Source organism: Sulfurospirillum sp. E15m (genome assembly GCF_059415145.1).
Genome location: NZ_JCAHZS010000002.1, coordinates 14,371 through 39,733, shown reverse-complemented (window position 1 = coordinate 39,733; position 25,363 = coordinate 14,371). Strand labels below are relative to the sequence as shown.

Genomic DNA, 25,363 nt, shown 5'->3' with positions numbered 1-25,363 from the left:
TTGTAAAACTTACTCTATTGGCTTATAAACATAGCATGCGATACCTTCATCGGTATAAGGCGGATTTCCATTGGCAAATTCTGATTTGTCCAGTGTATAAAAATGGTCCATTTTTTTATCATGCACGAAAAGACATCGATATAAAGGAACGAGGTTTTTATCTGTTTGATTGGATGCAAACACGTACCCACAAATTCCCTCAAAGACATAACCAATTTTTCCATTTTGCAATTCATTCCAATTTGTTGTATAGATATGGTCTTTATTGCTCTCGCTATAATACCGATATAATGGAACACTGCCTTCAACTTTAAGGTCATACATGCGACATTCAATGCGCTCAAAGCTGTAATTACCATTGCCATATTTCAACTCATCCCAATTCATGGTGTAAAAATGGTCATCCATCGTTGGGCAATAGTAACGGTAAAATGGCTTGGGATGATCCACCAAATTAAATTCATTATCACTTAAATATTTATCCACCGCTTTTGAAAATTCTTCTTTTTTACTCTTATATTCCGAATCGTCTGGAATTAAATCAACAATAGGAATCAGTGAACCTTTTTCCATATCGACAAGCGTCATATTTGTGTCATCAAGACTATCCCTCCATGCAGAAAAATCACTTTTAAGATCAATATTTGCTTTTGCATAATCAAATGAAACATTCATACATTTAAAAGGATCGCCACCAATGGTTTCGATATTGACTTGAAGTTCTTTGTTGTTTTTGACTAAACTTTCATCATATGCTACCTTAAGATCAGCCGTTACGATTTTGTTATAGGACGCTTTAATACCTGCCTCAACACTTTTTTCTTTTTCCGTATTTTCAATAATAGAACGGCACAAAACTTCTAAACGGCCACCAAGCACAATATGCGTCATAAGATGCGTGCCATAAAGTCGAATGAGTGTTGAACACGGTTTTGATTTAATATCTTTTAAAAATTGTACACTTAGATAGGGTTGTAGATCACTTGCATCAGCAATTAAAGCAACACTTACTTTACGCATAATACTAAAGTAACTAGCAAAAGAGTACTTAGAGGAGCAACTGTTTTTATAGTCAAATTTTAGAGACAAGGAACCAGAAAATAATTTTTTATACTTTACATCTACACCTAAGTTTGCAGTTAGTTTTGTGCAATATTTCATTGCATTTTCAGCAGTAACTGCTTTAGTATCAGAACTACTCCCGACTTTTCGCTCATACCGTCCCGCATCAACTTCATTTTCCAAAAAACGATGCATATCAATCACATGCGCACGCACACCGCTCGGATGACAATACAACCCTGTAACATCGTAACCATAGCCCAGAAAACCAGTATCAGAAAGTGTTGAAGCTTGCGGCAAAACCATATCTCTACTAGCAATTGTATTGGTAGGTAGACTCATTTTCTCTCCTTAGCTCAAGTTTTTATGACTTTTTTGTTTGTCTAATGTTGAAAATGTGTTGAGTGATAATATGAAAAATTGTAGTCTTTTATTATTAATAGAAGCTAAAAAGAACTCAATTTTGTTGATTTGTTTAACAACTGTATAAAAAGCTAGGTTATAATAGTACACGATAGAAATTAACAAAGGCTTTTACATGCAAGAAAATATGAATGAAATCCTCAAAGATTTGAGTGCGCTAGAATCAAAAGAGAAAAATTGCTTTGCGGTTTATTTTAAAATTATCGCGTTACCTTTTTTGGCGTATCTCTACTTTTTACTGGGCTTTTTAGGTGTAATTCATTTTCAAGTGGGTTTGCATAGCATCCTTTTGATTGGTCTTATTTTTCTCGTATCGCTTCTTTTTGCTAAACATAACGGCGAGTTTGGCTCATGTATCTTTAGGCGTTACTCCAAAGAGTTTAAAGACGAACTCAACGAATATGTCACAAAAAACCTTATGCGTATTGGCGATGTCGAAAAATCCAATGCATCGTTTGACAATTTTATCGAAGCTTACGCTAAACGCATCCGTAACGACAACTATGCTTCCGTTGCTGCGGGCGTCTTTCCTACCATGGGTATTTTGGGTACATTTATCTCTATCGCTTTAACGTTACCTGATTTTTCATCGCAAACAGCAGGCGCGTTGGAGCATGAAATATCACTTCTTTTAAGCGGTGTTGGTACAGCGTTTTATGTTTCCATTTATGGTATCTTGCTCTCATTATGGTGGATATTCTTTGAGAAAAGAGGCCTAAGCCATTTCGATAGCGATGTTGAACTCATCCGCGAAGCGACTTCACAACTGTTCTGGACCAAAGAAGAGATTGAGCAAGCTTATTTAAAAGAGAACTTACAACACTTTGAAAAAATCGGAAAGATGTTTGAACGTCTAAGCTCCAATGACTTTTTTGAACGATTGGGTCGTACGATTGAGAGTAAATTTGGGCTTTTTGATGAGATGCTAAAACTTGAAAGTGAAGCGGTGAAAAAAAGTGCTGAACACCTTAAAACGGGTATGGACACGCTCTCACGCTCGCAAGAAAAGCAACGTGAGCTCTCCCTCATTTACGATGAAATGCTGACAAAGATGAACGCGTTTAATGAAAATACAACCGCTTTACATGTAAAACTCAATACCACCAATGAAGCCATGTTAGAAGCCAATCAAGAATTGTTGCATACGCTCAGAGAAACGCTGCCCAATGTGCCAGAGACCAGTAATGCTGAAAATGAAGAGGTTGAGTCGCTCAAAGAGAGTTTGAAAATCATCGACGCTGAAACCGAAGAGATCATCCAAAAAATGGATGCGTTAAAATAATGCGCTACCGTCAATCAAAAAGCAGTGACCAAAACTTTTGGGTCTCGTATGCGGATTTGATGGCAGGATTGTTGTTTGTTTTTATCTTGCTCATCGGCGCGATTATCATCAAGTACACTTATGTGCAAACGGATTTGATGGCGATAAAAACAGACCTTGAAGAGCAAAAACGTGTCCTTGCCATCAGCGAACAAGACCTGGCGCAAAAGAAACGTGATGTGGCGAGTGTCACCGATAAGCTTATCTTAGCACAGCAACAAAACTTAGACTTAACAACGATGCAAGCTAAACTCCAAGATGAACTCGCAAAACTTAAAACCGATGCCAATGCTACCGAGCAGTCCTTACTCGCCGCGCGTGCGCTCTTAGCTGAAAAAGGCAAAGCACTGGATGATAATAACGCAAAATTGGAACTAACCGCCAAAGAGGTCGAAAGTCTTAAAAAACTGTTGCTTGATGTTGAAGGCGAACGTGATGAAACCAAAGGTGAGTTACTCATGAGCCAAAAAGAGCTGAGTGATGCGAGCAATACACTCAAACTTAAGCAAGGGGAATTAGCCCTGATGTCTCAAAAATTATTAGAGACCACTTCGGCACACCAACAGCTCATTGAAGACCTCAATATCACCAAAGCGCGCATCAAAAATCTAACAGGTATTCGCATCAAAGTGGTGCAAGAGCTCAAACAAAAACTTGGTCGAAAAATCAATATTGACCCCAATAGCGGAGCCATCCGTTTGCCTTCTGCTGTTTTGTTTGACGTGGGTTCGTATGAAATCAAACCCGAAGCCAAAAAACAGCTTCAAGAGACGCTTAAGCCTTATCTAAATGCGTTACTCAGTGATGCATCCATTCGCGACAATATCGACCATATCATCATTGAAGGGCACACGGATTCTGATGGCACGTACATGCACAATCTTGACCTTTCTCAAAAACGTGCGTATTCGGTTATGGCATTCATTTACTCTTGGGATGAAAACCAAAATCCGCTGTTGCAAAAATACTTAAGCGCCATTGGTAGGTCTTATAGTGACCCTATCTTAAAAAATGGTGTGGAAGATAAAGATGCGTCACGCCGCATCGAGATTAAATTTACGCTTTCCAATAAAAAAGCAATTGAAGAAATCGAAACATTTTTAGAACGCAAGGAGTAAAGAAGGCTTAGCGCCTTCTTTCTTCATCTCTATATTCATCGTCACGGTATTTTCTAGGATCACCTTGGTAACCTTGGGGAATATAAATCTCTTCTCTTTTGATGATAATTCCTCTATCATCACGATGATCATAACGCCTGCTGTCGTAATGGTAGTCATCTCGTAAATCATGCTGATGTCTGAGCGCATTAAACTCCGAAGAATCAACACGAATGCCTAAAAGTCTTGCGATTTCTAGCCATGAAGCATAGCGATTTTGTCGATAGACGGTTAAAACATAATCATAGGGCTTTTCACTCAATTCGGCTAAACGAAAAATCATATAGGCATCGGAAGGCTCTCGTACCTCTCTTAAAATACCAATGACCCGCGACTCAGGAAGTCTAAAGCGTTGTGACAAATCGTAGCGGTATGCGTATGGGTCTGCTTGAAAACGATTGTTAAGACCCAAACGCCATTCAAAATCAACATCAGCGCTTAATGGCGCAAGAAATACACCCAAAGCAAGCAATGAAAATAGACTCTTTTTCAATTTCATGGTTTCTCCTTCATCCCACAATGACATTGAAAATCTTACTCTAATCGCCCTTTAATCTTATACATTTTTTCTAATCACGATTAAGAAGGTTATAAATTATGTTATGATTATTTACTATGACAGATAGGAGATTCTTTTGGCAATTCTTCAAAAAAATATCTGGATGATTTTTTACATCCTTTTGGTCGGCGCCCTTGTTTTTTTAGGCCTTATCTCTTATGTCAAATGGAATAGTATTCACGAAAAATACGCAACCGATCAGATGAACCTTGTTAAGCTGGTTTCCAATGCAACCCACTCGCTTTTTCTAACTCAAGAAATGATGCTAAATATTTTAGGAAAGCAAATTGTTAAAGATAAAAACTCCCGTATTTTAGATGACCTGCTCATACTCAATCCTTCCGTGGTTGCTTTTGGATTTGCCGATATTGAGGGAAATTACCTCTACGCCAGTTCTAATTTTGACATATCCAAACGTCCCAACTTAAGAATGCAAGCGGTGACACGAGACTCCTTTGACTATACTTTGACCCAAAAAAAAATGGTTTTAGGAAGAACCTATTTCATCGCAGGTAGCGGACGTTGGGGTATTCCCATTCGAAAAACCGTCTTCGATGATTTAAATCAACCCATAGGCGTTATGACCGCAGGCCTTGGCATCGAAGGGGCATTTAAGCTCTATACAGAAGATGTCGCGCTAGGAGACTACAATACCGTCACGCTCATTCGCGACCATGACCATTTTGTTCAGTTTCGTTCTTCAAACCAAGAAACGCCTAAATATCTTTACGAGAACCCTTTACCCAGCTATTTTCTACAAACCATCTTAGCAAGCATCCAGCAAAAGTACGCTGTTTCGCTGGAAGACATTAAACAAAAAAATGCTATCTATGATGTTGAGACCTCTTTTAGCGATGGCAAGCATGAACAAATATCTATCAAATACGACTCACGTTATGAGCTATGGATACTCTCGCAAATAGACCACGCTCAGATTATGCGCGATTTTATTCAAAGCTTTCTCTCTTATACTTTGATGCTGATTGTAGTACATTCTATTTTATTTCTCCTCTTTAAAATGATTGCCAATGCTGAAAATAAGCGACGAAAAGATTTGGTTTTTCAAGCAACCCATGATGCACTGACTTTTCTTCCCAATCGTGCCTATTTTCAACAATGTATGAAGGAATGGATTTATGAGGGTGCGCCTTCATTTAGCCTCTATTATCTTGATTTGGACCACTTTAAAAACATTAATGACAGCTTCGGGCACCACTTTGGAGATATGGTACTCATGGAGTTTTCAAGACGCCTCTTACAAGTTGCTCCCAAAGAGAGCATTGTGATTCGACAAGGAGGCGATGAGTTTATTATTTTAAGTTACTTAACAAACGATGATGAACTTTTAGCTCATGCACAAACCATCATGAATGAGATTGCAAAACCGTATCACATTAAACAGTTCAGTTTTGTCATTGGTGCGAGTGTGGGCATCGCCAAGTACCCAGACCATGGCGATACCTTAGACATGCTTTTACGCGCATCTGACATTGCCATGTACGAAGCCAAAAAGTATAAAAACAGTGTTCGCCTCTTTGTGCCTTTCATGCAAGAAGGCTATCTAAACCGTGTCAATGTTGAACAGACGTTACGCAAAGCACTGGCGAAAAATGAGCTTTACATGGTTTACCAACCACAGATGGATCACGAGGGAAACATCTATGGGGTTGAAGCGCTTGTGCGATGGCAAAGTGAAGAGTTAGGACTCGTACCTCCCGATAAATTCATCCCTATCGCTGAAGCATCAGGGCTTATGCCTGAACTAGGGCATTTTATTATTCACACAACCCTAAAAGAGATGAAAGCCTTGCAACATAGTCTTGGCGTTACGTTTCAAACCTCCATCAACATTTCGATTAAACAATTTATGGAAGAGAATTTTTTAGAAAAACTTACCCGCGAAATAGAAAACACCAAGCTTATGCATGTGGCATTATGTTTAGAAATTACAGAGAGTCTGTTTATTGAAGATATAGACTATATCTTACCGCTGTTACAAACAATTCATGACATGGGACTGCATATTTCGATGGACGATTTTGGGACAGGGTACTCATCTTTGAGCATCTTGCGTAAACTTCCTATTGACGAACTAAAAATCGATAAGAGCTTTGTAGATGCCATTTTAAACGATATTACCGCTGAGAAAATGGTTCAAAACATCATTTCCATTGGCAAAAATTTAGACCTCGCCATTGTCGCGGAAGGAGTAGAAACGAAGGAGCAAGATGCATTGTTAAAAACCTTGGGCTGCGATAGGTTTCAAGGCTATCTTTATGCCAAGCCTTTAACCGCTGATGCACTCAAAGCCTTTGTAGAGAAACATAAACATCTTTACATCTAAAAATAGTTTACTCGATGATGCCCTTTGCCTTAAGCGCATCCAGGGTAATAAGCTTGCGCAGTGGTAATTCATCCGAAGAAGGTGTGACAAGATTGGTTGCAAAAAAGTAAACGCCTTTAGCACTCTCAACATAGCCCACATACCAGCCATGATGTTCTGCGCCTTTAGGAACCGCCCAACCTGTTTTGGCACGAACTGTGTAGTTTGCTCCTTGCTCGTCTATCATGATTTTTTTCAGAAAATCAAGATGTTTTTGCTGAAACGGTAAATCGTTTGTGTAAAGTTTTTTCAAAAATGCTATCTGCTCATAAGCGCTGATGCGAAGCTTTCCATCGAGCCAAAAACGCTCAACATTATCGCCTGTTTTTGCATTGCCATAGTGAAGTTTTTTAAGGTACGCATTGTAGCTTTCAAGCCCAATGTGACGCGCAAAGTTTTGATAGCACCAGACACAGGACGTTTTAAAAGCGCTCTCTAACGTTTGATCTTGATTCCAAGCAGGGATGCTACGCTCAATTTTATCCCAAACGATAAGACTCTTTTCATTCACCACGCCTTGCTCAAGCGCGATAAGCGTGTTGGGAATTTTAAACGTTGAAGCAGGAAGTAACGGCATTTTGGCACGCACTTCATTATACACAAACTGCTCTTTGCCATCAAGCGATTCGATAAGCATCGTTCCTTTAACACCACAATCATCAAAAAGTTTGGCAAGGGTTGCATCATCGTTGGCAAAAAGTGACAACACACAAACAAAAATCAGCACAAATCCTCTCATGACAAAACTCCTTTTTGCCGCATTATAACCAAAAGTAAACGATGAATTTCTTTTTTCTTTACATGTAATTTTCTTTCATTATGTTACTATGTACCGACTTTTACATGTAAGGAATACCATGAAACCTTTTATCAGTATGATTAGCCTTGGCGTGAACGATTTGAAAGCTTCTATTGCTTTTTATCAAACAGGGCTGGGATTTCCACGAATGGAACCGTATGAAGACAACATCGCTTTCTTTACACTCAAAGGAACGTGGCTTGCGCTCTATGAGAAAAAAGCACTTGCAGAAGATGCCAATGTCACGTTTGATGAAAGTACCTTTCATGGTGTTACCCTCGCACATATGCTTGGCAGTGAAGCTGAGGTCGATGCGCTTTTTGAAGAAGCCCTAAAAGCAGGTGCAACCCCTACTAAGCAACCGCAAAAAGTTTTCTGGGGCGGATACAGCGGCTACTTTAAGGACTTTGATGGTCATTTGTGGGAAATCGCGTACAACCCTTTTATGACGGTGGGAGTGGGAGATTAAAAAGTAGCCTGCCTTCTTTAATTTAAAGATTGTGTGGCTTTACATATAAAACTGAATTGATATAATTTTGTAGAAAACATTTCAAGAACACGAGATAGTAAAAACAACCCATAAAAATAAAATATGATAAGATTTGAAAGTAATAATCTTTGTAATACCCCATTCCTAAGAGAGCTATAAAAATTAAAAAGGATATATAATGATTGAACAACTAGCATCAGCTATTGATATAGCAGAAAAGGCTCCTCCAGCAATTGATTATTTTTATTTACCTCCTCGTCCACAATGGGTTCCTCATGAAGTATTAAAAAAAACACAACAAAATGAAGAATTCTGGTTGTCTATCATTGGGAGCGTTAGAAATTCTGTGTCAATCTGGTAGTATTTCAAATACAAAAGGATTGAACGATGGAATTTCAGATAGATACAGAGGCAATATTACAACATATTCGTGAGGGTAAAGCCCTTGGCGGAAAAGATGGAGCACTTGCTCCACTTATCAAACAACTCACAGAAGCAGCACTTCAAGCAGAGATAGAATCACATCTCACTCAAGATTTAGCTAAAAACCGTAAAAATGGCATTAGTTCAAAAACTATGAAGAGTGAAATGGGCAGTTTTGAATTGGATGTTCCACGTGATCGAGCAGGTACATTTGAACCTCAAATTGTTAAAAAAAATCAAACCCATATGTCTGATCAGATTGAGCAAAAGATATTATCCCTCTATGCTCTTGGAAACAGTTATAGCCAAATAAGCGAACATATTGAAGAAATATACGGTGTTGGCTTCTCTAAAGCCACTATAAGTGCAGTAACGGATAAAATCCTCCCCATGTTACAAGAGTGGCGAGTACGCCCTTTGGAAGAACTCTATCCTTTTATATTCTTGGATGCTATTCACTATAAAGTCAAAGATGAAGGTAAATATATCTCTAAAGCCTTTTATACCGTCCTTGGTGTTAAAACAGATGGCAAAAAAGAAATTCTTGGACTTTATTTGGGTGAGAATGAAGGAGCAAAGTTCTGGTTACAGGTTTTAACTGACCTTCAAAACCGTGGGGTTAAAGATATACTTATCGCCTCAGTCGATGGACTCAAAGGATTTCCTGAAGCGATTACTTCAGTATTTCCTAATACAGAGGTACAACTGTGTATCGTGCATCAAATACGCAATTCCCTTAGATTTGTAGGCTCTTCCAATCAAAAGCAATTTGCCAGTGAGCTAAAGGCTGTATATCAAGCTTTTACTAAAGATGAGGCTGAAAATGAATTGGATAAACTTGAAGAAAAATGGGGTAAAAAATACCCTATCGTCTTTACTTCTTGGCGCAACAAATGGGATAATCTCTCACTGTACTTTCAGTATCCAGAAGACATCAGACGGGTTATTTATACCACTAATATAATTGAATCGGTACATCGCCAGTTTAGAACACTCACAAAGACCAAAGGCGCTTTTCCTAATGATGATAGCTTATTGAAATTGCTCTTTATGGGGATTCAAAATGCGCAGAAAAAATGGACAATGCCGATACGAAACTGGAGTCTAACCCTCTCACAACTCTCAATTTATTTCGAGGGCAGACTCAACAAGGCTTTAAATTTATGATACAATTTTAGGAACTACAAGGTGCTGACACAGATTTCTGAACACTCCCTTTGTATTCCAAAACTAAGGAATAAAATTAATAGAAATATCTTTAATTACAAAAGTATTCCTACCAAACCGCATCTTGAAAATAGTTCAAAATCTTCTCATCTTTCGTTAAAAGTTTACTTTCCTGACTCATAGCATGTGCGACAATAATGCGATCAAATGGGTCGCGTGTCCAGTCGATAAGCATTGCTTTTTGAATGACTTCGCTAAAACTTCTATCGTCTATTTTAAGCCCTATCATCGCACCCAAATCTCCTAAAATATTGTAGGGAGTCTCTGAAATACGTCCAATTTCATGTAAAAATTTTAGTTCCAATTCAACCATTGGAGAGACAAAAAGCTGCCCTGCCTGCTCAATGGCTTCGAGTGCTTTGGGTGAGAATTTTTCTAGCTCTTTTTGCCTCAGCCACACGACGATGTGCGTGTCTAAATAAAGGGCTTCCATTTGTCCTCCCATGATGTGTTGATGAGTTCATCATCGCTTGCGGTGGTAATCTTTTTAGCAATGATTTTATCAAGACGAGAAGGACGCTGTTCAGGTACAATACGCAATATTTTACCTTTGCGAGAAATTTCAAGAAGCTCACCTTTTTCAATGACACTATCTAAAAGATTGTAAAGATTTTCACGAAGTTTTGAGGGAGTGACAACCATCTTTGCTCCTTATAGTAAATTAAGAGCATTATACAACTACGTACGTTATAAGTCAAATAGCGTACGCAAATAATTTATTTTATCTTTACATGTAAAGTCTAAAATCACCCTTCGGTAGGATTTTTAGGGCCATCCAGTTGAAGTTCGTAAAAGGCTAAGTCGAGCCATTGAGCAAATTTGTAGCCTGCTTTGTGGACAATCCCCGAAAGCACAAAACCGAATTTTTCGTGCAGATGAATGCTCTTGGTGTTGGCAGCGTCGATGCCTGCGACGATGGTGGCGTACCCTTTGGCATTGGCATCGTCGATGATGGTTTCAAGCAATGCCTTTCCAAAACCGTGCTTGCGAAAATCTTTGTGAACGTACACCGAATGCTCAATCGTGTATTTGTAAGCGGGACTGCTCCTAAAAGAGCCATACGTGGCGTACCCGACAACCTTTCCGTCGTGTTCATACACCCACAAAGGATAGCCCTCTTTTTGTTTAGTCTGAAACCACAACTCTCTATCTTCTAAAGTTTTAGCTTTGTAGGTATAAACGGCAGTGGTGTTTAAAATAGCATCATTGTAAATCGCTAAAATTGCTTCCAAATCATTTTCAGTCGCATAACGAATCATGGTATCTTCTTTGTAGAAATAAAATAAAATGCGTGTTTAGCCTACGAGCTGACACGCAAAACAGTTGGTTTGATCTTTACATGTAAAACATGCAGGCGCTACCAAACCCACGGAATCGTAGATAAATTTTTTCCAAAGTTTATCGGCAGGTTTTAACGCTGCGAGGTCGGGGAAATGACACTTCATATACTTTCCCATTTGTACGCGATTGTTAAATCCCATATCTTGATAAAGGTGATTTTCTTTCAGTGACATTGCTGCAATATGCGGGGCAATAACGTATTTTGAGTAGCGATTTTTTGCATAGCTTTGCAAAAAAACCGTTACATCCCGCTCCATTTTTAACATCGCTTCTTTACTGTATACGTTTGAGCTATTCGTTTGTGTGCTCATGCTTGTACCTTATATATTTTTTTACGTTCTTTTGAGGATGCTACATTCATCAATTTTCGGTATTTGGTAATGGTACGTCTGACCATTTTGATACGAAAACGCTTTTCAATGAGCACCAATAAATCATCATCCGTCAGTGGCTCTTCTTTATTTTCATACTCAATTTGTTGGTTGATAAAGTTCTTAATCTCCGAAGAAGAAAGCTCTTTGGTTGCAACCGCATTGGTGAAAAATGACTTTAAGGGTAACACCCCTTGTTTTGATTCAATGTATTTATTTGAAATTGCTCTTGAAATGGTTGATTCAGCGAATGAGAGTTCATCCGCAAGATGGCTCATATTGAGTGGTTTTAATTCACCGCCCACAAAAAAAGAGAGCTGTTTTTCAACAATTAAAAGAACAATTTTATAGAGCGTTGTTTTACGCAACTCTAAAAGATTAACGATATCACGCGCCTCTTTAAGCTTATCTTTAATGCTTTCATTTTTACTGGAAAATGGGTCTTGAATTAAGATATCTGGGTAGTAGTCGTTATTGATGCGAAGTTTAATATCGTCTTCGACTTCAACGTAAAAATCAGGAATTATCTGCTTCGGTGTCGCTTGATACTCTAGTGCTGGCGGATTGGAAAATTTTTTGATGATGGAACGCGCTTCTTCAAAACGGTGATGCTTTGAAAATTTATCGACTCGGCTCATCTGCTCAATCATCTTCAAAACGAGATTGTAGAGTTCATCGTCTATGTCATCACTTAGGGCATCGAGTTGGAAAACAAACGACTCATGGCTTTCACGTGAACCAACGCCATAAGGCTCTAACTTAGAAAACCGTTGGCGAATACGCTCAACATAGTCGCTGTAAACACCGCATGTCTGCGCAATCGCTTCGATATCGCCGTCAAAATAGCCCTCTTCATTGATGTCGCACAAAATTTCATGAGCGACTTTTTGAGAAATAGGTGTCGGAAAAAGCGGTGGAATAATCTGTTCTATAATTTTTTCATGCAACGACTCTTGTCCCAAAACCAACTCTTCAACCATTCCATGGCTGGAGCCTAGATTTTGTTCAAAAGGACGTTTGACTTCTAAAAAGGGATTTTCATACGATAAAGTTTCAAGGTGTGTGCTTAACTCTTGGAGTGGAAGCTGTAACAATGGGAGCCAAAGTTTCAAAGAGAGGTTCAAGCTCTGCTTTTGTTTGAATTCTAAATTTATACTTCTCATGCGTAAATTATGCCCAAAGCCATGGTGGTTTTAGGCACATTTACTGCTTAATTTTTAACCTATTTTAGTATTTAATTCTAACAACACCGTTTGGTTTGTCAATCTTCATTTGACAAGAAAGACGGGTATTTGGTGTACACGTTCCAAAGCAAATTTCTTTCAATACTTTGACTTCTTTGTCCGTTTTTGGTGATAAAAATTCCATACCTTGTACAATTTCAACAGCACATGTGCCACATTGTCCGTCACGGCATCCAAAAGGAAGCGCACTACCACTTGCTTCAACAACATCTTGAATGGTTGCACCTGGCTTGACGTTAATCGCCAAAAAGTCATTGATAATTTCTACTCTTGTTGTCATCGTTGATCCTTTACTTTTTAAATGGTTTAATGAGTACGTCGCCCTTAATCATCATCATTGAAGCGATGCGAACTTTAGGACTAACGGTAAATTGTTGGCAAATATCTGCATCTTCTTGGCTAATAGCTCCCAGTTCTACAAGCTTTTCAAGCTCTTCATCTTCCATATAACTTGTAGGCTCTTCTTCACTAATATTCTCAACACTGATTAAGCATTTGCTTAAATCATGAGAATCAAAAGGAATGGGTATCCCTTTTTCTTTAGCCAGACGAACAACAGGTTCACCTATTTTAGCATCATAGATGCCATCTTTTGTCTCATCAAAATGCATGAAAATCACTTTAGCCATGACTTCTCCTCCTTACTAAGATTGTTTTTTTAACGTTCTTTCGGAACTCTTTACGACAGCTACAAAGTAATGATGGTACTTGGTAGCAAGATTATTGCTTGTTTTTATAATGATTCATCATCCATTCGACTTCTTCGGCTTCGATATCACGATAAGGCTCCATAGCCTCAAGTTCATGCTCTCGGCACCCGATGACCTCAACAACCGCTTCAGCATCTAAAAAGTGGACTTCATAGACTCGAATGACTTGCAAAAATTCACCCATACCACGAATGTAACCGATTGAGTCTTTTTTAATCATCACCTCGCCAATTTTGAGATACGGATAGGTACCATCATTTTTGACATCTTCCAAAAGTTTCACTTTTTGACCTAAAAAAAACTTCGCTTTTGGTTCATCTCTTCCTGATAATTTTGCTGTCACGCTGTCATGCAAGACAACTTCTTCACTAGCATGCACAATTGCCTCCTTCAGTCGATAGACTACATGCCAAACATCCTTTGGCTTTACCGTCTTCTAACATTCCCCACACTTCTGCCGCACTGGGTGAATGCCCATGTTTATAGTCCATATAAACGCGAATCAAAGCAAATTTTAAAAAGTCCATGAGGTATTTTTCATTTCCGTTGAAATTTTCAAACCCTTTTTTGATGAGTACGCCATACTCTTTCATGATATGAAAACGCTTGACCTCAACAATATGCTTGTCATACGCAATACCAAAAAACTCAAAAAAATCTTCTGCATTTTTTAGCTTATAATATTGATCCAACGTTTTCATTTTTTATCCTTTATGTAATTAATCTAGCTCGCTTTTTAGCTGCTCAATCCATTGTTCGATACGCTCTTGTGTTTTCTCTTTTTCGTTAATATTATCAATGGCTAAACCACAAAACTTACCGTCTACAACCGCTAAAGAAGCGTCATAGGCGTATCCGTCTGTCTCTGTAAAACCGACAATTTTAGCGCCTGTTTTGGAGAAGATTTGATAAAATTTACCCAAAGCACTGCAAAAATGCTCGCCATGCGTTTTAGAATCACCCGCGCCAAAAAACGCCATTGTTTTGCCGTCAAAGCGAATATTTTCTGAAGTGATTTCAAACAAAGCATCGACCCAACTAAAGTGAACATCGCCTTGTCCCCATGTTGAACTTCCGAAGAAAAGAACATCATAGTCTTCAAACTGTTCAACACTGTCAAAATCATCTTCCATTAAAATACAATCATCATCTTCAACTTCAAACGCCTCTTTTAACGCCTCCGCGACTAATGTTGTATTGCCACCTGCACTTGCGTAAAATATACCAACCTTTGCCATGTTTAATCCTACTTATTTTTTATACGTTTCGTAAATGTCGATGGCATCTTTGAGCATCTTGCCACCCTCTTTTACCAAATCATCATATGACCTAAAACTGTAACGATGTGCGTCTTTAAAAAATTTGTTCGTAATAACGATTTTTTCAGCCAACACAACCGCTCGACCAAAACCTTCATGGCTCATTTCCATCACCACCGAACACATAATGCCCGTTTTAAGTTCAAACGCCAAAGCGATGGATTGGAAAATGAGACGAATGTCTTGAATCTGCATCTCATCAATGTCTGCGATAATGGGAATGTTTTTAAGAGCTTCTTTGCTTTTAATATATTTATCACTTAAAAGCTCTTCATCACTTTTTTTTGCCCATGTTCCAAACTGGTCAAGCGCTCGCAGTTGAGAAATGAGAGTTTCTATAAACAGCTTTTCAAGTTCATTCATCGCTCTATCCTCGTGCTTCTAAGATTTTTTTGATAAACGGTGGAGGATTGGTTGCCATCATCACGGAGAGCTTTTCAAGCTCATCAGCGATGCTCACCACTTCTTTATATTTGATAGGGAAAATTTTGCTATTGACCACTTTTGCCGCAGCCGCAGGTCCAATTTCAACGCAATAAAGGATGTCTACGTGTTCATCTTGTAGCATCTCCACTCTGCCATCGGTTCTCTCGTCGCCCGTTTCTACAACATGCGCTAAACTGTATGTGTTGGCACCCACATCGTACACTGCAAATTGGCTTGCTGAACCAAAATGAGCATCAATGTTTTTTAAATCGTTTGTAAAAAACGCTACCTTGACCATGTGTGTATCCTCCTATCCTAAACTTATGCATCTATTTACAAAAAGTGTTCCGTAGGTGAGCTGTGAAACATAAAATTACAAAATGATTTCATTGTCCATTTTATGGTAGTATTTTCGAAAGTAAATTGCGAAGGAGTCACTTATGAAACGAGATAAAAGTATAGAGCTGCTCAATTGTGCTATCGCGGATGAACTATCCGCTGTCCATCAATACATGTTTTTTCATTTTCATTGTGATGACCAAGGCTATGACCTGCTTTCAACGCTGTTTAAACGCATTGCGATTGCAGAGATGCTACACATTGAGAAGCTCGCCGATAGAGTGCTTTTTTTAAAAGGTACGATTGAGATGAAAGCTTCTGAGCCTGTGAAACAAATTATTGACGTTAAAGAGATGATTGAATTTGCACGCCAAAGTGAAGAAGATGCCATCACGCTTTATAACAATTTTGCGATTGAATGTAGTAACCATGCCGATAGTGTTTCCAAAAAACTCTTTGAAGAGTTGGTCATAGATGAAGAAGGACATTACGCAGAGTTTGACGATGAGATGGAAAACATGCTCAAATTTGGAGAGCAATACCTAGTGCTTCAATCCATGGAGCGCAGTAAGAAAAAATCAACCATGATGGCCGCTGCTGCCGCAAACGCAAAAAATAACGAACCTGCCTAAACTACAAGCCAAGAGAACGTTTTACATGTAAAAACTTTTTACATGTAAAACGGTTTTATTATTGTTTGTTGAGATTGTATTGTAAATAAACGACTTTGGTTTGTAAGAACTCTTCTAGCCCATGCTTACCATCGGCTCCACCGATACCAGACTTACGCCATCCCGCATGAAATCCTTGCATTGCTTCAAAATTTTCACGATTGATATACGTTTCCCCAAATTTAATCTCTTTGCATGCACGCATCGCTACATCGATATTTTGTGTGTAAATGGAAGATGTCAGACCGTATTGGCAGTCATTGGCTAAAGAGATAGCTTCATCAAGCGTATCAAAACGCATAATCGGAAGCACAGGACCAAAAATCTCTTCTTGAATCACACCCATCTCTTGCTTCACGTCAATCAAGACGCTAGGCTCATAATAAAAACCATCGTTTCTAGAGGCTCTTTTACCGCCTGTGGTGAGTTTTGCGCCAGCTTTAAGCGCACTATCGACCAAGCTTTGTACGTGCGTGATTGCCGCTTCATTGATGAGTGGTCCCATATCAACATGTTCGGTTAAAGGGTTACCATACGTTGTTGCCGCCATGGCTTTAGTAATTTTGTCGGTAAACTCTTGCGCAACACTTTTATGCACGTACACCCGCTCCGCACAATTGCACACTTGTCCGTTGTTAATGACACGCGAATTTTTAATCGCTTCAACCGCCAAATCAATATCGGCATCGCCCATCACGATAGCAGGAGCTTTACCGCCGAGTTCCAAAGAGACTTTAGTTACATTTTTTGCGGCAGCTTCCATGATTTTCACACCCGCTTCCACGCTTCCTGTAAAACTAACGATACCTACTTTTTCATGCCCCGCAAGACTATGACCCACGACAGAGCCTGAACCCGATACCAGATTGAACACGCCCTTTGGAAGCCCTATTTCATCGACCAATTTTGCAAATTCAAACGCATTGTTGGGTGTATCGGAACTTGGTTTTATGACAATGGTATTGCCTGTTAAGAGTGCGGGTGCTAATTTTCGTGCGATGAGAAAGAAAGGAAAGTTCCACGGCAAAATTCCAGCGGCGACACCAATAGGCAGTTTAAATAAAAAGATGTTTTCATTGGCTCTATCACTTTGGATAATCTCTCCCTCATACCGTCTTGCCCATTCCGCAACATAGTCCATATAATCGGCTGTAAAATTCACTTCGACCATGGCAAGCCCCATCACTTTGCCCTGCTCTTCGGTAATGGTCTTGGCAAGAAACGCAGCATTTTCTCGAATCTTCTGAGCAATTTTCTTCAAATACCCTGCTCTTTCAATGGCAGGAAGTTTCTCCCAAGAGTGCTGTGCAATATTTGCATATTTCACTGCCGCATCAACATCATCGGCTGTTCCCTTGGGGATATAGGAGATGACCTGTTTGTTGGAAGGATTAATGACGGGGATCGTCTCTTTCGAATCGATAAACGCACCATTGATGTACATCTGATAGACTTGAGGTTCTGCCATGGTATTCTCCTTAAATTAGATTTCATATATGATTCATTTTACTTCTAAATGGTAAATGAAGACCAAAAAAAAAATTTCTTCTATTTTTTTAACATTGGATGTAAAGAAAAGAAACAAAATCGTTATATTTTAATTGTTCAAGAAGCATGCATTAAGACGCTCATTGCTTTATCTTTTGCACAATAATGTTGCGTGAACCGTAGCATTTCATTTACATGTAAATGATACAATTCTTCAGAATATGCTTTAATCATTGAAGGTATAATTCGCTTTTAAGAACGACGGTTCGTCTTTCTTTGCTATTCAACGTTGGAGAATTTAAATGATGATGCGTGCCCTCAAAATCGTGACCCTATTAGTTCTATTGGTGTCACAAAGTGTTTTTGCCGATGACCAAAACACCTCTTTAATCAATGCAGACAAATCTGTCTATGTTAATCTTCTTAAGACACTCAAAGAATCTAAAGTATCCAATGATGAGATAGCTTTACAAAAAGTCTTGCTTGAAAAGCTGATCAATACAACGCCCGCATCCACTGCTCCAGCGGCAGTGAATTCACCTGAAACGCTTGACGATTACAGTGCTCTTTTTAATCATTATGTCGATGATGTCATAAAAAAAGACTCACTCGCTAAAAAAATCAAATCCATTACCAATAAAATCAAATCCCTAACCAAAGAGATCAAAGGCTTAGACAGCAATGCCACTTCAGAGCGCACACTGCAACTGCAAAGTGCTTTGTACACCAAATCATTGCAAGATTTTAAAGACCAAAGCAATATGATTGCAGAGGAGATGCTCGCCATAGAGAAGCTATTAACCGAATCTTTGAAAAAGATTCCTTTTGATGTCGAAAACCAAGCAAAAAAAACTGCCTCCGCACAAGATGATGCTTCCAAATTACGCGCGACGATTGATAGTTTGTTGGTGAAGAAAGAGCGTTTTGAACTTTTAGGCGATACGCGAGATAGAGGCGTATCCGCTACGGCAATTTCCCTCAAAGAAGATGCGTACAATAAAGCACTCAGAAACACACTGACATCGTTGTTCTTAGAGTTTTCCAATGCCTTAAAATCCAAAGATGAAAAAGCATTTGCATTGGAGAAAACTATACTGGATAGCATTGCTATTTTTGACAATACCAACGCGATAAAAGAGCCGATGGCCTCTCTTTTACATGTAATGGAAAAAAGTTATTTTGGGACTATCAACACCATCACAGGTTCTACCACGCAAGAATTCAAAAATATTCTGGTCTCCATTTGGCATATGCTGGGTGAGCCTATTTTTACGGTCAATGGCACACCTATTACTACGTGGAAGCTTATCATCGCTGTTTTTATTTTTATCATCGGTGTGTTAGGCGGTGGATTTTACAAAACCAGTATTAAGCGCATTGCCAGCAATAGCAAATCCATCAACTTAGCGACACGCACCATTCTCACCAATATTGGGTATTATATTATTATCATCACCGCTTTTTTTATCGCTTTGAATGTTTTAGGCATAGACCTCTCTTCCATTGCACTGGTTGCAGGTGCTCTTTCAGTGGGCATTGGTTTTGGCTTACAAAATATCGTCTCAAACTTTGTTTCTGGCATTATTTTAATGTTTGAGCGAAGCATCAAAATTGGTGACTTTGTTGAACTTTCAGATACTTTGCGTGGACATGTCTTTGATATTCGTATGCGTTCAACGACACTCAATACTAATGGCAACATTGACGTTATTGTCCCCAATCGTAATTTCATTGAAAACAACGTGATTAATTGGACCATGCACGATAAATTAAAGCGCTTTGACATCCCTTTTGGTGTTGCGTATGGCACAAAACCTGAACATGTCATTGACATTATCGTCAATGCCGTCAATCAATGTGCCTATAAAGATGTCATCACGACCCCTGAAAAATACACCAGTGTCCTGATGACAGGCATGGGCAGTAACAGCGTTGATTTTGTGCTCCAAGTGTGGATACACGGTGAAGAAATTTTAGCTCCGAGAAAAACGACTTCACGCTTTTTGATTCTGATTTACAACACACTCAATGCTCATGGTATCGAAATTCCATTTCCACAGCATGACTTGCATATCAAAAGTGTGGATAAAAATGTCCATCTTTCCCTTTTTCCAGAGAGCAAAAAGGAAGAGACGGAAACGAACCTTTAAATACTTTTGAGCGTATCTTTTTCAAGCAATAAATAGCGTTCTATTTTCATCGGGTCAAGTACGGAGAGCATTTCTGCTTTTTCTTGCCCAATGTCGGCTTTAATAATCGCTTTGGTTAAAGTGTGTTGTCCCATCATCGCTTGATTGGTCGCATCAATACAGCGCAAAGGAACTTCAGGGCTGTCTTGCACCATATCAATCACCAAACCAAACGGATGATCATCATTGCCTTTTAGCACGATAATGTGATTCGTCTCTTTGTCATATGCCAATTCTTGATGAAAATACTTCGCAAGTGACGCTACGGGAATGGTTTGATTGTTCCAAGTAATCATACCGACATAAATGGCATCACACCCAATCACTTTGGTGATGTCTTGCCCTTCTAATGCGGCATAGATTTGCTGGCTTTCAATGGCAAACAGTGTTCCATACACCCAAAATGTTGAAAGGTCCACAGTCTTTTCACCTGCTGTAACTTTAGGATAGAGATAATGTTTAACAACCTGCTTTTCACTCATTTTTAAAGCGGCTTCCTTATGGGCAATTTTAATGCACACTATCGCCGTTACATCATTGACATATCCGTCTGTGCATTTATACTCTCGATACCCCTCTGATTTTGCTTTTCCGATGATGTAATAATCATCATGAATCAAAACGATATTTTCAGCCAAGTCACAATATGAACAGCGCTCGCCTATGGAGACCAAAGGCGATGTGGAGGCGATAATCGTATGCGTATTATTCTCCACAAACAGTGCAAATGAGCGTTCATCTTCGCCCATAACATCTTTGAGCATCGCTTCAAACTGCGTATAGGCATCAAAAACGATACCAATTCCTCCTTGCGCCTCTTTGACCTCAGGGATAAAAATAGGCGCACTGTAAATATACGTATGCCGCCCATCGTACAATTCACTGCTCTCAAAAGCACTCACTACGTACTCTTTAGAACTCTTTAGCGCTAAAGATTGTGCGATGTAAGGAGCACCAATGCGTTTTCCGATAAGATGTGCGTATTTTTCTTGACTTGTGGCAATCACGTAACCTTGCGAATCGTAGATAAAAAGATTGGTATAGACCGTGTATAAAGCATTAATCGCACTAAGCACTTCGCTGATTTCATGTCCAAACTCTTTACGAATCGTCGAAAAGTCTTTGTATTTGGCATTAAACGCTTTGATAAAAACAGGACTCAGCGCCCACCAACGGCAATCATTGGCACGCTCATACAGGTTCCTATCCATAATGTCTATCGCCAATTTTGCACGAAACGCCGCATCATTAATAAACGAGGCAACCACCGTCCAATTTAAATTTCCAATCGACTCTTCAAACGTCTTCTTCGTCTGTGCACCTGTGCGTGAAATCTCGTTAAGAAGAGATTTTGAAAACGAATTGTCGCCACTTTTTTGATTGGCGATTTGAACATTACCGTTCCAAATCGTCATGTCCAGTTTGCGTTGAATGGCTTCTGCTTTGCTTGGTATGTTCGTAAATTCTTCTGAAAAAAGCGATGAGTTTTTAATGATTTTACTCTGTTCTTCCGTGAAAGGTATGTGTGCTTGTTTTTGCCCAAACGCAAAATTTAAAGGCATCAAAGAGTGAGCCTGCCATCCTAGCCCAAAAAAGCCTTGATACCCTTTTGTCATCTTCGTACAAGCAACATACTCTTGTCCTGCAAAAGGGACAACATTAAAACAATTTAAGACCATTTTTTGCGGCGCGCTTAAAGGATAGTGAAAAACATCACTGCTGTAAATCGTTCGATTTTTTGCATCAAGCAGTAAAATATCTGTCCACATTTCATTCTCAATCAGATTGGAAATAATCACTTCCATCTCGTCTTGAAATTTAAACACTAACGCTAAAACTGCAAGAGGTGTTGCGCTGCTGTCACAGACGCGGTAGCTGTACAATAAGCTCTCTTTATCGCTGATAAGAGGAAAAATATCGAAACTCTCTACATACTCTTTTGAGGTGTTAATCGCTTCATAAATAAACCCTTTGTCTATCTTTTTGCCTATTTTGGCATCGTCGGTTGATGCGATGAGCGTACCGTCCAAATCAAACAACAACACGTCACTGTAAACACTGTATTTTTCGATGTATTCGCAAAAACGTTCCTGCAAAGAGGCAAGCTCTTTTGCCTGCTCTTCCTGACTGTGGGACGCAAATTGACATAAGATGGTATCCATGGCTAAAAAGCCGATATCAGCAGTTCTTTCAAATAAATTGCGTATTAAAATATCAATCGCTACTTGTGCTTTCGCACTGAGTTCTGTGGAGAGTTTTTTCACCGTCTCTTCGCAAAGGCGACCTAAAAGTTGTTCGGAAAGATTGCTAAAGGCTTGTCTGGTTTCGGAAATATCCATTCCGATGTTACTCATTTGCCCAAGAAGTGAAAGAAGATTCCACCTCTCAGAGAGTTGGTCAAGTGCTTTTTGGTAAGCGACTACCTCGGGGATAAAGGCGTTGTATCGTGTCGAGTTTGGCGTGGAAGACATGCGTAAAAACCCCTTTTTGGTTAAATATTATTTAGGATGACTGCTTTGATGGTGAACTAATAAATTGGCAACTTCACATAGAAAAAGCGAACTGCCTTCGTATAAAATGTTGTGTCTTAAACCGATACCCACTTGCTCATAATTTGGGAAACCACGAATAAGCAGTGCTTTGTGATGATGGTGTGCTAAACGTTCGCCGTGAAAATTGGCAATCAGCATGTCACAATGAGGCAATACGCACTCCACATCTTCAAAATCCCCCACACGAACATTACATGTAAATGCTTCGCTAATCTCGCTGCGTTGGGAGATGAAGTTCTCACACTGCGCTCCTGCTTCGCTCAAAGCTTTACTCATTCCATAAGCACTATCAGGTTCATCGGCAATAATAATCTTGGCACGCCCTAACATAAAATGGGTATCTAAAAGGACATCTTGCAAACGAGCACGCCAGCGCTTTATCACATTAGGAACGCTCTTAGCGCCCGTGTACGCCAACAGCTGTGTATAAAAATCATCACTTGCTTCAAGACCTATCAAGCTGTCAAAGTGCAAATGCGTCGTCTGCGGATTTTTTTCGCAAAAAAGTTCACCGCATTTTTTAACCGAACGACCAATGCTCATAACAAGTCCTGCATTGCCTAATTTTTCAATATCGCGCACTTCAATCCCACCGCCACTGAGTGCGCCTTGTTTGACGCCTAAGTGCCCATCGAGCGAATCGCTTAAATCAGGAAGCGCATACACTTCCAAATCCAACAGTTCTAAAGCTTCTTTGAGTTTTTCTACTTCTATTGGACTCATATTGACATTGGGAATAAGAACGACTTTATCTTTTTTGATGTGTGTTGCAGGTTCGACGAGTTGTACAATGATATTTTGCACGCTGAGCGCCCATCCACTCTCTAAGCCGCCTTCAAAATCAGGCGTATGAACATACACAATTTTCTGCTTTTCTTGGAGAAGTAAACTCGCTCCCTTGATGTCATCGCCCTTGGTTTCTGTCATACCCGTCGTAAAAAGTCCCACCAAATCGGGGGTCACTTTTTTAGTGATGTTTTCTATCGCCTCTGAAATGCCACGCTCGCCACCATCAATCACCGCGGTTATATCATTGACCGCCGTGGTTTGAATCGCGATGGGGTCATTAAAATGGCGTGTAAAAAGCACTTTGGTAAAAGAAGCGCAGCCTTGCGCGCCATGCATTAAGGGCATACAATTTTTGATGCCTAAAAAAGCAAGCGTCGCACCCATAGGCTGCGAGAGTTTAAGAGGGTTTACATGTAATGGTTTCATGCTCGTTTGTTTGATATCTTTTAAATAAGTGTTAGTACTCATGTTTCCCTCCTGAATCGTTTTTATGCTGCTTCCCACGGTGCGCGTTTTCCAACCAATTTGAACACAGGGTTGGAGAGTGCTGCACACACATCAATCGCAAGGTTTTCAAGCCCACCGTATGCGCCATAACTCACTTTTTTCTCTTGATTGACATCCACAAAGGCGATGCGTTTTTTAATCGCGGTATAAAGGCTTCGTCCACCTGCCAACAAAATATCAATGTTGTGTTCATCGATGAGTTTTGCTTGCTCCGTCGCAGGATTTTGAATCAAAATCGGCACATACTCTTTGGCAATCGCGATATCTTCTTCGGTGGCTTTACGAATGGAAGTGGCGACCACTTCAATACCAATATCTTGTAGTGCAGAAGCGATTGACCACGATTTATTGCCGCCGGTATTTAAAATCGCTTTTTTATTTTTGAGCATCAAAGCATACGGACGCAACCTCTCTTCCAGCTGTGCCTCTTCTTCTGCGATAATGGCTTCTGCTTTGGCACTTAGTTCTTCATCGCCAAAGGCATTGACGATGGAGCGAATGGCATTGGATGTATCGCGTTTGCCGTAAAATGAAACACTCACATAAGGGATGTTGTAGCGCTCTTGCATTTTACGACACAAAGTAACAAGGGACTTAGCACACACAATGACATTGAGCTTTGCCGTATGCGCTGTTTGTATCGCTTCTATTCTGCCATCGCCTGAAAGGGTTGCAACTACTTTAATGCCAATACGCTCAAGGATAGGCTTATACTGCCACATATCGCCCGTTACGTTGTAATCGCCGATTAAGTTGATACCAAAAGGATGCACACTCTCAGGCTCACGCGTACCGATAAGCGCATCTAGCACTGCTTCACCTGCCAAACGAGACCCTAAGTTTTTACTTCCCACGAAACCGGGTGAATGCACAGGGACGATGGGAATGTGAAACTGCTCTTCTGCGGTTTTACATGTAAAGTCTATGTTGTCGCCAATCATCGCTGTCACGCACGTTTCATAGACAAAAATCGCCTTAGGCTTTTTATGTTCTACAATATACGCAATCGCATCACTGAGCTTTTTATCACCGCCAAAAATAATATCTTGGGTGGTGACATTGGTGCAGTATCCTAACGGCGTATTGTTTTCACCTTCATAGCTTGTAAGTGTAGCTCTGGTTTCCCACGAAGCGCCAAGACAAGTGTCGGGGCCATGCACCAAGTGTACGGCATCCGCATAAGGAAAGAGTGATATTTGCGCTCCCTCGTAAGCACACCCTCCGCTCGTCGCTCCAGGTTTGGGTTTATCACAGCTGCTCTTTTTGGTTTTGTTATGAGAACAAGCACTCTCGTTTAACAAATCCTTGATGAGTTTTTTGTTTACCATAATAGGGAATTTGCATAATCTATTCCTTTACGTTAATGGTAGGATTTTTAGACGCAGCCACTTCTCACGTATACTTTATTCAAGACTTTACTTTTTAAAAAGTAAAAGAGGTATAAAACCATCTTAAAGGAACACCTTATGCATCGTAGGAAGTGTGTACCTTTAAAAACCCTTACTCAACGAGTCCACGATGGGATTATGCCCTTTTCTCATCGTGGTCCTTTCCGCAAGGCTTTTTAGAGTGA

27 protein-coding genes are annotated in these 25,363 nt (G+C 39.7%); 8 read left to right on the top strand and 19 right to left on the bottom strand.

What is annotated here, in order from left to right:
- Window positions 1–9: 9 nt before the first annotated feature.
- A complete protein-coding gene (locus AC5SLP_RS04335) occupies window positions 10–1,404 on the bottom strand; it encodes an MAC/perforin domain-containing protein (protein WP_495253919.1) in 1,395 nt (464 codons plus the stop codon).
- A 196-nt stretch (window positions 1,405–1,600) separates the two neighbouring features.
- Between AC5SLP_RS04335 and AC5SLP_RS04330 the strand changes: the two genes are divergently transcribed.
- Together AC5SLP_RS04330 and AC5SLP_RS04325 are read left to right on the top strand one after the other, a co-directional pair.
- The gene (locus AC5SLP_RS04330; RefSeq protein ID WP_495253918.1) at window positions 1,601–2,767 is read left to right on the top strand and encodes a MotA/TolQ/ExbB proton channel family protein; all 1,167 of its coding nucleotides are present in this window, start codon (window positions 1,601–1,603) and stop codon (window positions 2,765–2,767) included.
- Window positions 2,767–3,924: an OmpA family protein gene (locus tag AC5SLP_RS04325; protein WP_495253917.1), complete on the top strand. Its 1,158-nt coding sequence runs from the start codon at window positions 2,767–2,769 to the stop codon at window positions 3,922–3,924. The genes AC5SLP_RS04330 and AC5SLP_RS04325 overlap by 1 nt, the downstream gene beginning before the upstream one ends.
- Window positions 3,925–3,931: 7 nt before the next feature.
- Here AC5SLP_RS04325 and AC5SLP_RS04320 read toward each other — a convergent pair whose 3' ends face one another.
- Entirely contained in the window at window positions 3,932–4,462 is a 531-nt protein-coding gene (locus AC5SLP_RS04320) for a hypothetical protein (protein ID WP_495253916.1), read from the bottom strand.
- Window positions 4,463–4,598: 136 nt separating this feature from the next.
- Here AC5SLP_RS04320 and AC5SLP_RS04315 point away from each other — a divergent pair, with 136 nt between their 5' ends.
- Complete coding sequence (locus AC5SLP_RS04315) at window positions 4,599–6,866, top strand: bifunctional diguanylate cyclase/phosphodiesterase (protein WP_495253915.1); 2,268 nt, start codon at window positions 4,599–4,601, stop codon at window positions 6,864–6,866.
- A 7-nt stretch (window positions 6,867–6,873) separates the two neighbouring features.
- Here AC5SLP_RS04315 and blaOXA read toward each other — a convergent pair whose 3' ends face one another.
- Window positions 6,874–7,644, bottom strand: coding sequence for a class D beta-lactamase (gene blaOXA, locus AC5SLP_RS04310; protein ID WP_495253914.1), 771 nt, complete (start codon window positions 7,642–7,644; stop codon window positions 6,874–6,876).
- A gap of 118 nt (window positions 7,645–7,762) precedes the next feature.
- Between blaOXA and AC5SLP_RS04305 the strand changes: the two genes are divergently transcribed.
- The 3 genes from AC5SLP_RS04305 to AC5SLP_RS04295 all read left to right on the top strand — a co-directional run bounded on the left by AC5SLP_RS04305 (window position 7,763) and on the right by AC5SLP_RS04295 (window position 9,784).
- Window positions 7,763–8,173 (top strand): VOC family protein, encoded by a 411-nt coding sequence (locus AC5SLP_RS04305; protein ID WP_495253913.1) that lies wholly within the window; start codon window positions 7,763–7,765, stop codon window positions 8,171–8,173.
- A gap of 199 nt (window positions 8,174–8,372) precedes the next feature.
- A complete protein-coding gene (locus tag AC5SLP_RS04300) occupies window positions 8,373–8,555 on the top strand; it encodes a hypothetical protein (RefSeq protein ID WP_495253912.1) in 183 nt (60 codons plus the stop codon).
- Window positions 8,556–8,581: 26 nt separating this feature from the next.
- The gene (locus AC5SLP_RS04295; RefSeq protein ID WP_495253911.1) at window positions 8,582–9,784 is read left to right on the top strand and encodes an IS256 family transposase; all 1,203 of its coding nucleotides are present in this window, start codon (window positions 8,582–8,584) and stop codon (window positions 9,782–9,784) included.
- Between the two features lie 109 nt (window positions 9,785–9,893).
- Here AC5SLP_RS04295 and AC5SLP_RS04290 read toward each other — a convergent pair whose 3' ends face one another.
- The 12 genes from AC5SLP_RS04290 to AC5SLP_RS04235 all read right to left on the bottom strand — a co-directional run bounded on the left by AC5SLP_RS04290 (window position 9,894) and on the right by AC5SLP_RS04235 (window position 15,553).
- Window positions 9,894–10,277, bottom strand: coding sequence for a type II toxin-antitoxin system VapC family toxin (locus tag AC5SLP_RS04290; RefSeq protein ID WP_495253910.1), 384 nt, complete (start codon window positions 10,275–10,277; stop codon window positions 9,894–9,896).
- Entirely contained in the window at window positions 10,259–10,486 is a 228-nt protein-coding gene (locus tag AC5SLP_RS04285; protein WP_495253909.1) for a hypothetical protein, read from the bottom strand. The genes AC5SLP_RS04290 and AC5SLP_RS04285 overlap by 19 nt, the downstream gene beginning before the upstream one ends.
- Window positions 10,487–10,590: 104 nt before the next feature.
- Entirely contained in the window at window positions 10,591–11,103 is a 513-nt protein-coding gene (locus AC5SLP_RS04280) for a GNAT family N-acetyltransferase (RefSeq protein WP_495253908.1), read from the bottom strand.
- Between the two features lie 36 nt (window positions 11,104–11,139).
- Window positions 11,140–11,496 carry a nitrogen fixation protein NifQ gene (locus AC5SLP_RS04275; protein WP_495253907.1) on the bottom strand — a complete coding sequence of 119 codons (357 nt, stop codon included), beginning with the start codon at window positions 11,494–11,496 and terminating at the stop codon, window positions 11,140–11,142.
- A complete protein-coding gene (locus AC5SLP_RS04270; protein ID WP_495253906.1) occupies window positions 11,493–12,719 on the bottom strand; it encodes an RNA polymerase factor sigma-54 in 1,227 nt (408 codons plus the stop codon). Before AC5SLP_RS04270 ends, AC5SLP_RS04275 begins: the two co-directional genes overlap by 4 nt.
- A 64-nt stretch (window positions 12,720–12,783) precedes the next feature.
- Window positions 12,784–13,080, bottom strand: coding sequence for a 2Fe-2S iron-sulfur cluster-binding protein (locus AC5SLP_RS04265; RefSeq protein ID WP_495253905.1), 297 nt, complete (start codon window positions 13,078–13,080; stop codon window positions 12,784–12,786).
- 10 nt (window positions 13,081–13,090) lie between these two features.
- Window positions 13,091–13,429: a hypothetical protein gene (locus AC5SLP_RS04260; RefSeq protein ID WP_495253904.1), complete on the bottom strand. Its 339-nt coding sequence runs from the start codon at window positions 13,427–13,429 to the stop codon at window positions 13,091–13,093.
- A 91-nt stretch (window positions 13,430–13,520) separates the two neighbouring features.
- The gene (locus tag AC5SLP_RS04255; RefSeq protein WP_495253903.1) at window positions 13,521–13,889 is read right to left on the bottom strand and encodes a nitrogen fixation protein NifZ; all 369 of its coding nucleotides are present in this window, start codon (window positions 13,887–13,889) and stop codon (window positions 13,521–13,523) included.
- The gene (locus AC5SLP_RS04250) at window positions 13,879–14,211 is read right to left on the bottom strand and encodes a nitrogenase-stabilizing/protective protein NifW (RefSeq protein ID WP_495253902.1); all 333 of its coding nucleotides are present in this window, start codon (window positions 14,209–14,211) and stop codon (window positions 13,879–13,881) included. The genes AC5SLP_RS04255 and AC5SLP_RS04250 overlap by 11 nt, the downstream gene beginning before the upstream one ends.
- Before the next feature lie 18 nt (window positions 14,212–14,229).
- A complete protein-coding gene (locus tag AC5SLP_RS04245; RefSeq protein ID WP_495253901.1) occupies window positions 14,230–14,748 on the bottom strand; it encodes a flavodoxin in 519 nt (172 codons plus the stop codon).
- A 12-nt stretch (window positions 14,749–14,760) separates the two neighbouring features.
- Entirely contained in the window at window positions 14,761–15,192 is a 432-nt protein-coding gene (locus AC5SLP_RS04240; RefSeq protein WP_495253900.1) for a NifX-associated nitrogen fixation protein, read from the bottom strand.
- Between the two features lie 4 nt (window positions 15,193–15,196).
- Window positions 15,197–15,553, bottom strand: coding sequence for a NifB/NifX family molybdenum-iron cluster-binding protein (locus tag AC5SLP_RS04235; RefSeq protein WP_495253899.1), 357 nt, complete (start codon window positions 15,551–15,553; stop codon window positions 15,197–15,199).
- 142 nt (window positions 15,554–15,695) lie between these two features.
- On the opposite strand from AC5SLP_RS04235, the gene AC5SLP_RS04230 reads away from it, so the two are divergent.
- On the top strand, window positions 15,696–16,226 hold the full coding sequence (locus tag AC5SLP_RS04230) for a ferritin-like domain-containing protein (protein WP_495253898.1): 531 nt from the start codon (window positions 15,696–15,698) through the stop codon (window positions 16,224–16,226).
- A 58-nt stretch (window positions 16,227–16,284) separates the two neighbouring features.
- On the opposite strand, the gene aldA is transcribed toward AC5SLP_RS04230, so the two are convergent.
- Complete coding sequence (aldA, locus tag AC5SLP_RS04225; RefSeq protein ID WP_495253897.1) at window positions 16,285–17,733, bottom strand: aldehyde dehydrogenase; 1,449 nt, start codon at window positions 17,731–17,733, stop codon at window positions 16,285–16,287.
- A 322-nt stretch (window positions 17,734–18,055) separates the two neighbouring features.
- Here aldA and AC5SLP_RS04220 point away from each other — a divergent pair, with 322 nt between their 5' ends.
- The gene (locus AC5SLP_RS04220) at window positions 18,056–19,903 is read left to right on the top strand and encodes a mechanosensitive ion channel family protein (RefSeq protein WP_495253896.1); all 1,848 of its coding nucleotides are present in this window, start codon (window positions 18,056–18,058) and stop codon (window positions 19,901–19,903) included.
- Here AC5SLP_RS04220 and AC5SLP_RS04215 read toward each other — a convergent pair.
- From AC5SLP_RS04215 to AC5SLP_RS04205, 3 genes are read right to left on the bottom strand one after another with little or no spacing between them, the layout of a single operon-like run.
- The gene (locus tag AC5SLP_RS04215; RefSeq protein WP_495253895.1) at window positions 19,900–22,413 is read right to left on the bottom strand and encodes a chemotaxis protein CheW; all 2,514 of its coding nucleotides are present in this window, start codon (window positions 22,411–22,413) and stop codon (window positions 19,900–19,902) included. The two genes, AC5SLP_RS04220 and AC5SLP_RS04215, sit on opposite strands and share 4 nt — an antisense overlap.
- A 27-nt stretch (window positions 22,414–22,440) precedes the next feature.
- Complete coding sequence (nifN, locus tag AC5SLP_RS04210) at window positions 22,441–23,751, bottom strand: nitrogenase iron-molybdenum cofactor biosynthesis protein NifN (protein ID WP_495253894.1); 1,311 nt, start codon at window positions 23,749–23,751, stop codon at window positions 22,441–22,443.
- Between the two features lie 20 nt (window positions 23,752–23,771).
- Window positions 23,772–25,091 carry a nitrogenase component 1 gene (locus tag AC5SLP_RS04205; protein ID WP_495253893.1) on the bottom strand — a complete coding sequence of 440 codons (1,320 nt, stop codon included), beginning with the start codon at window positions 25,089–25,091 and terminating at the stop codon, window positions 23,772–23,774.
- Window positions 25,092–25,363: the final 272 nt, after the last annotated feature.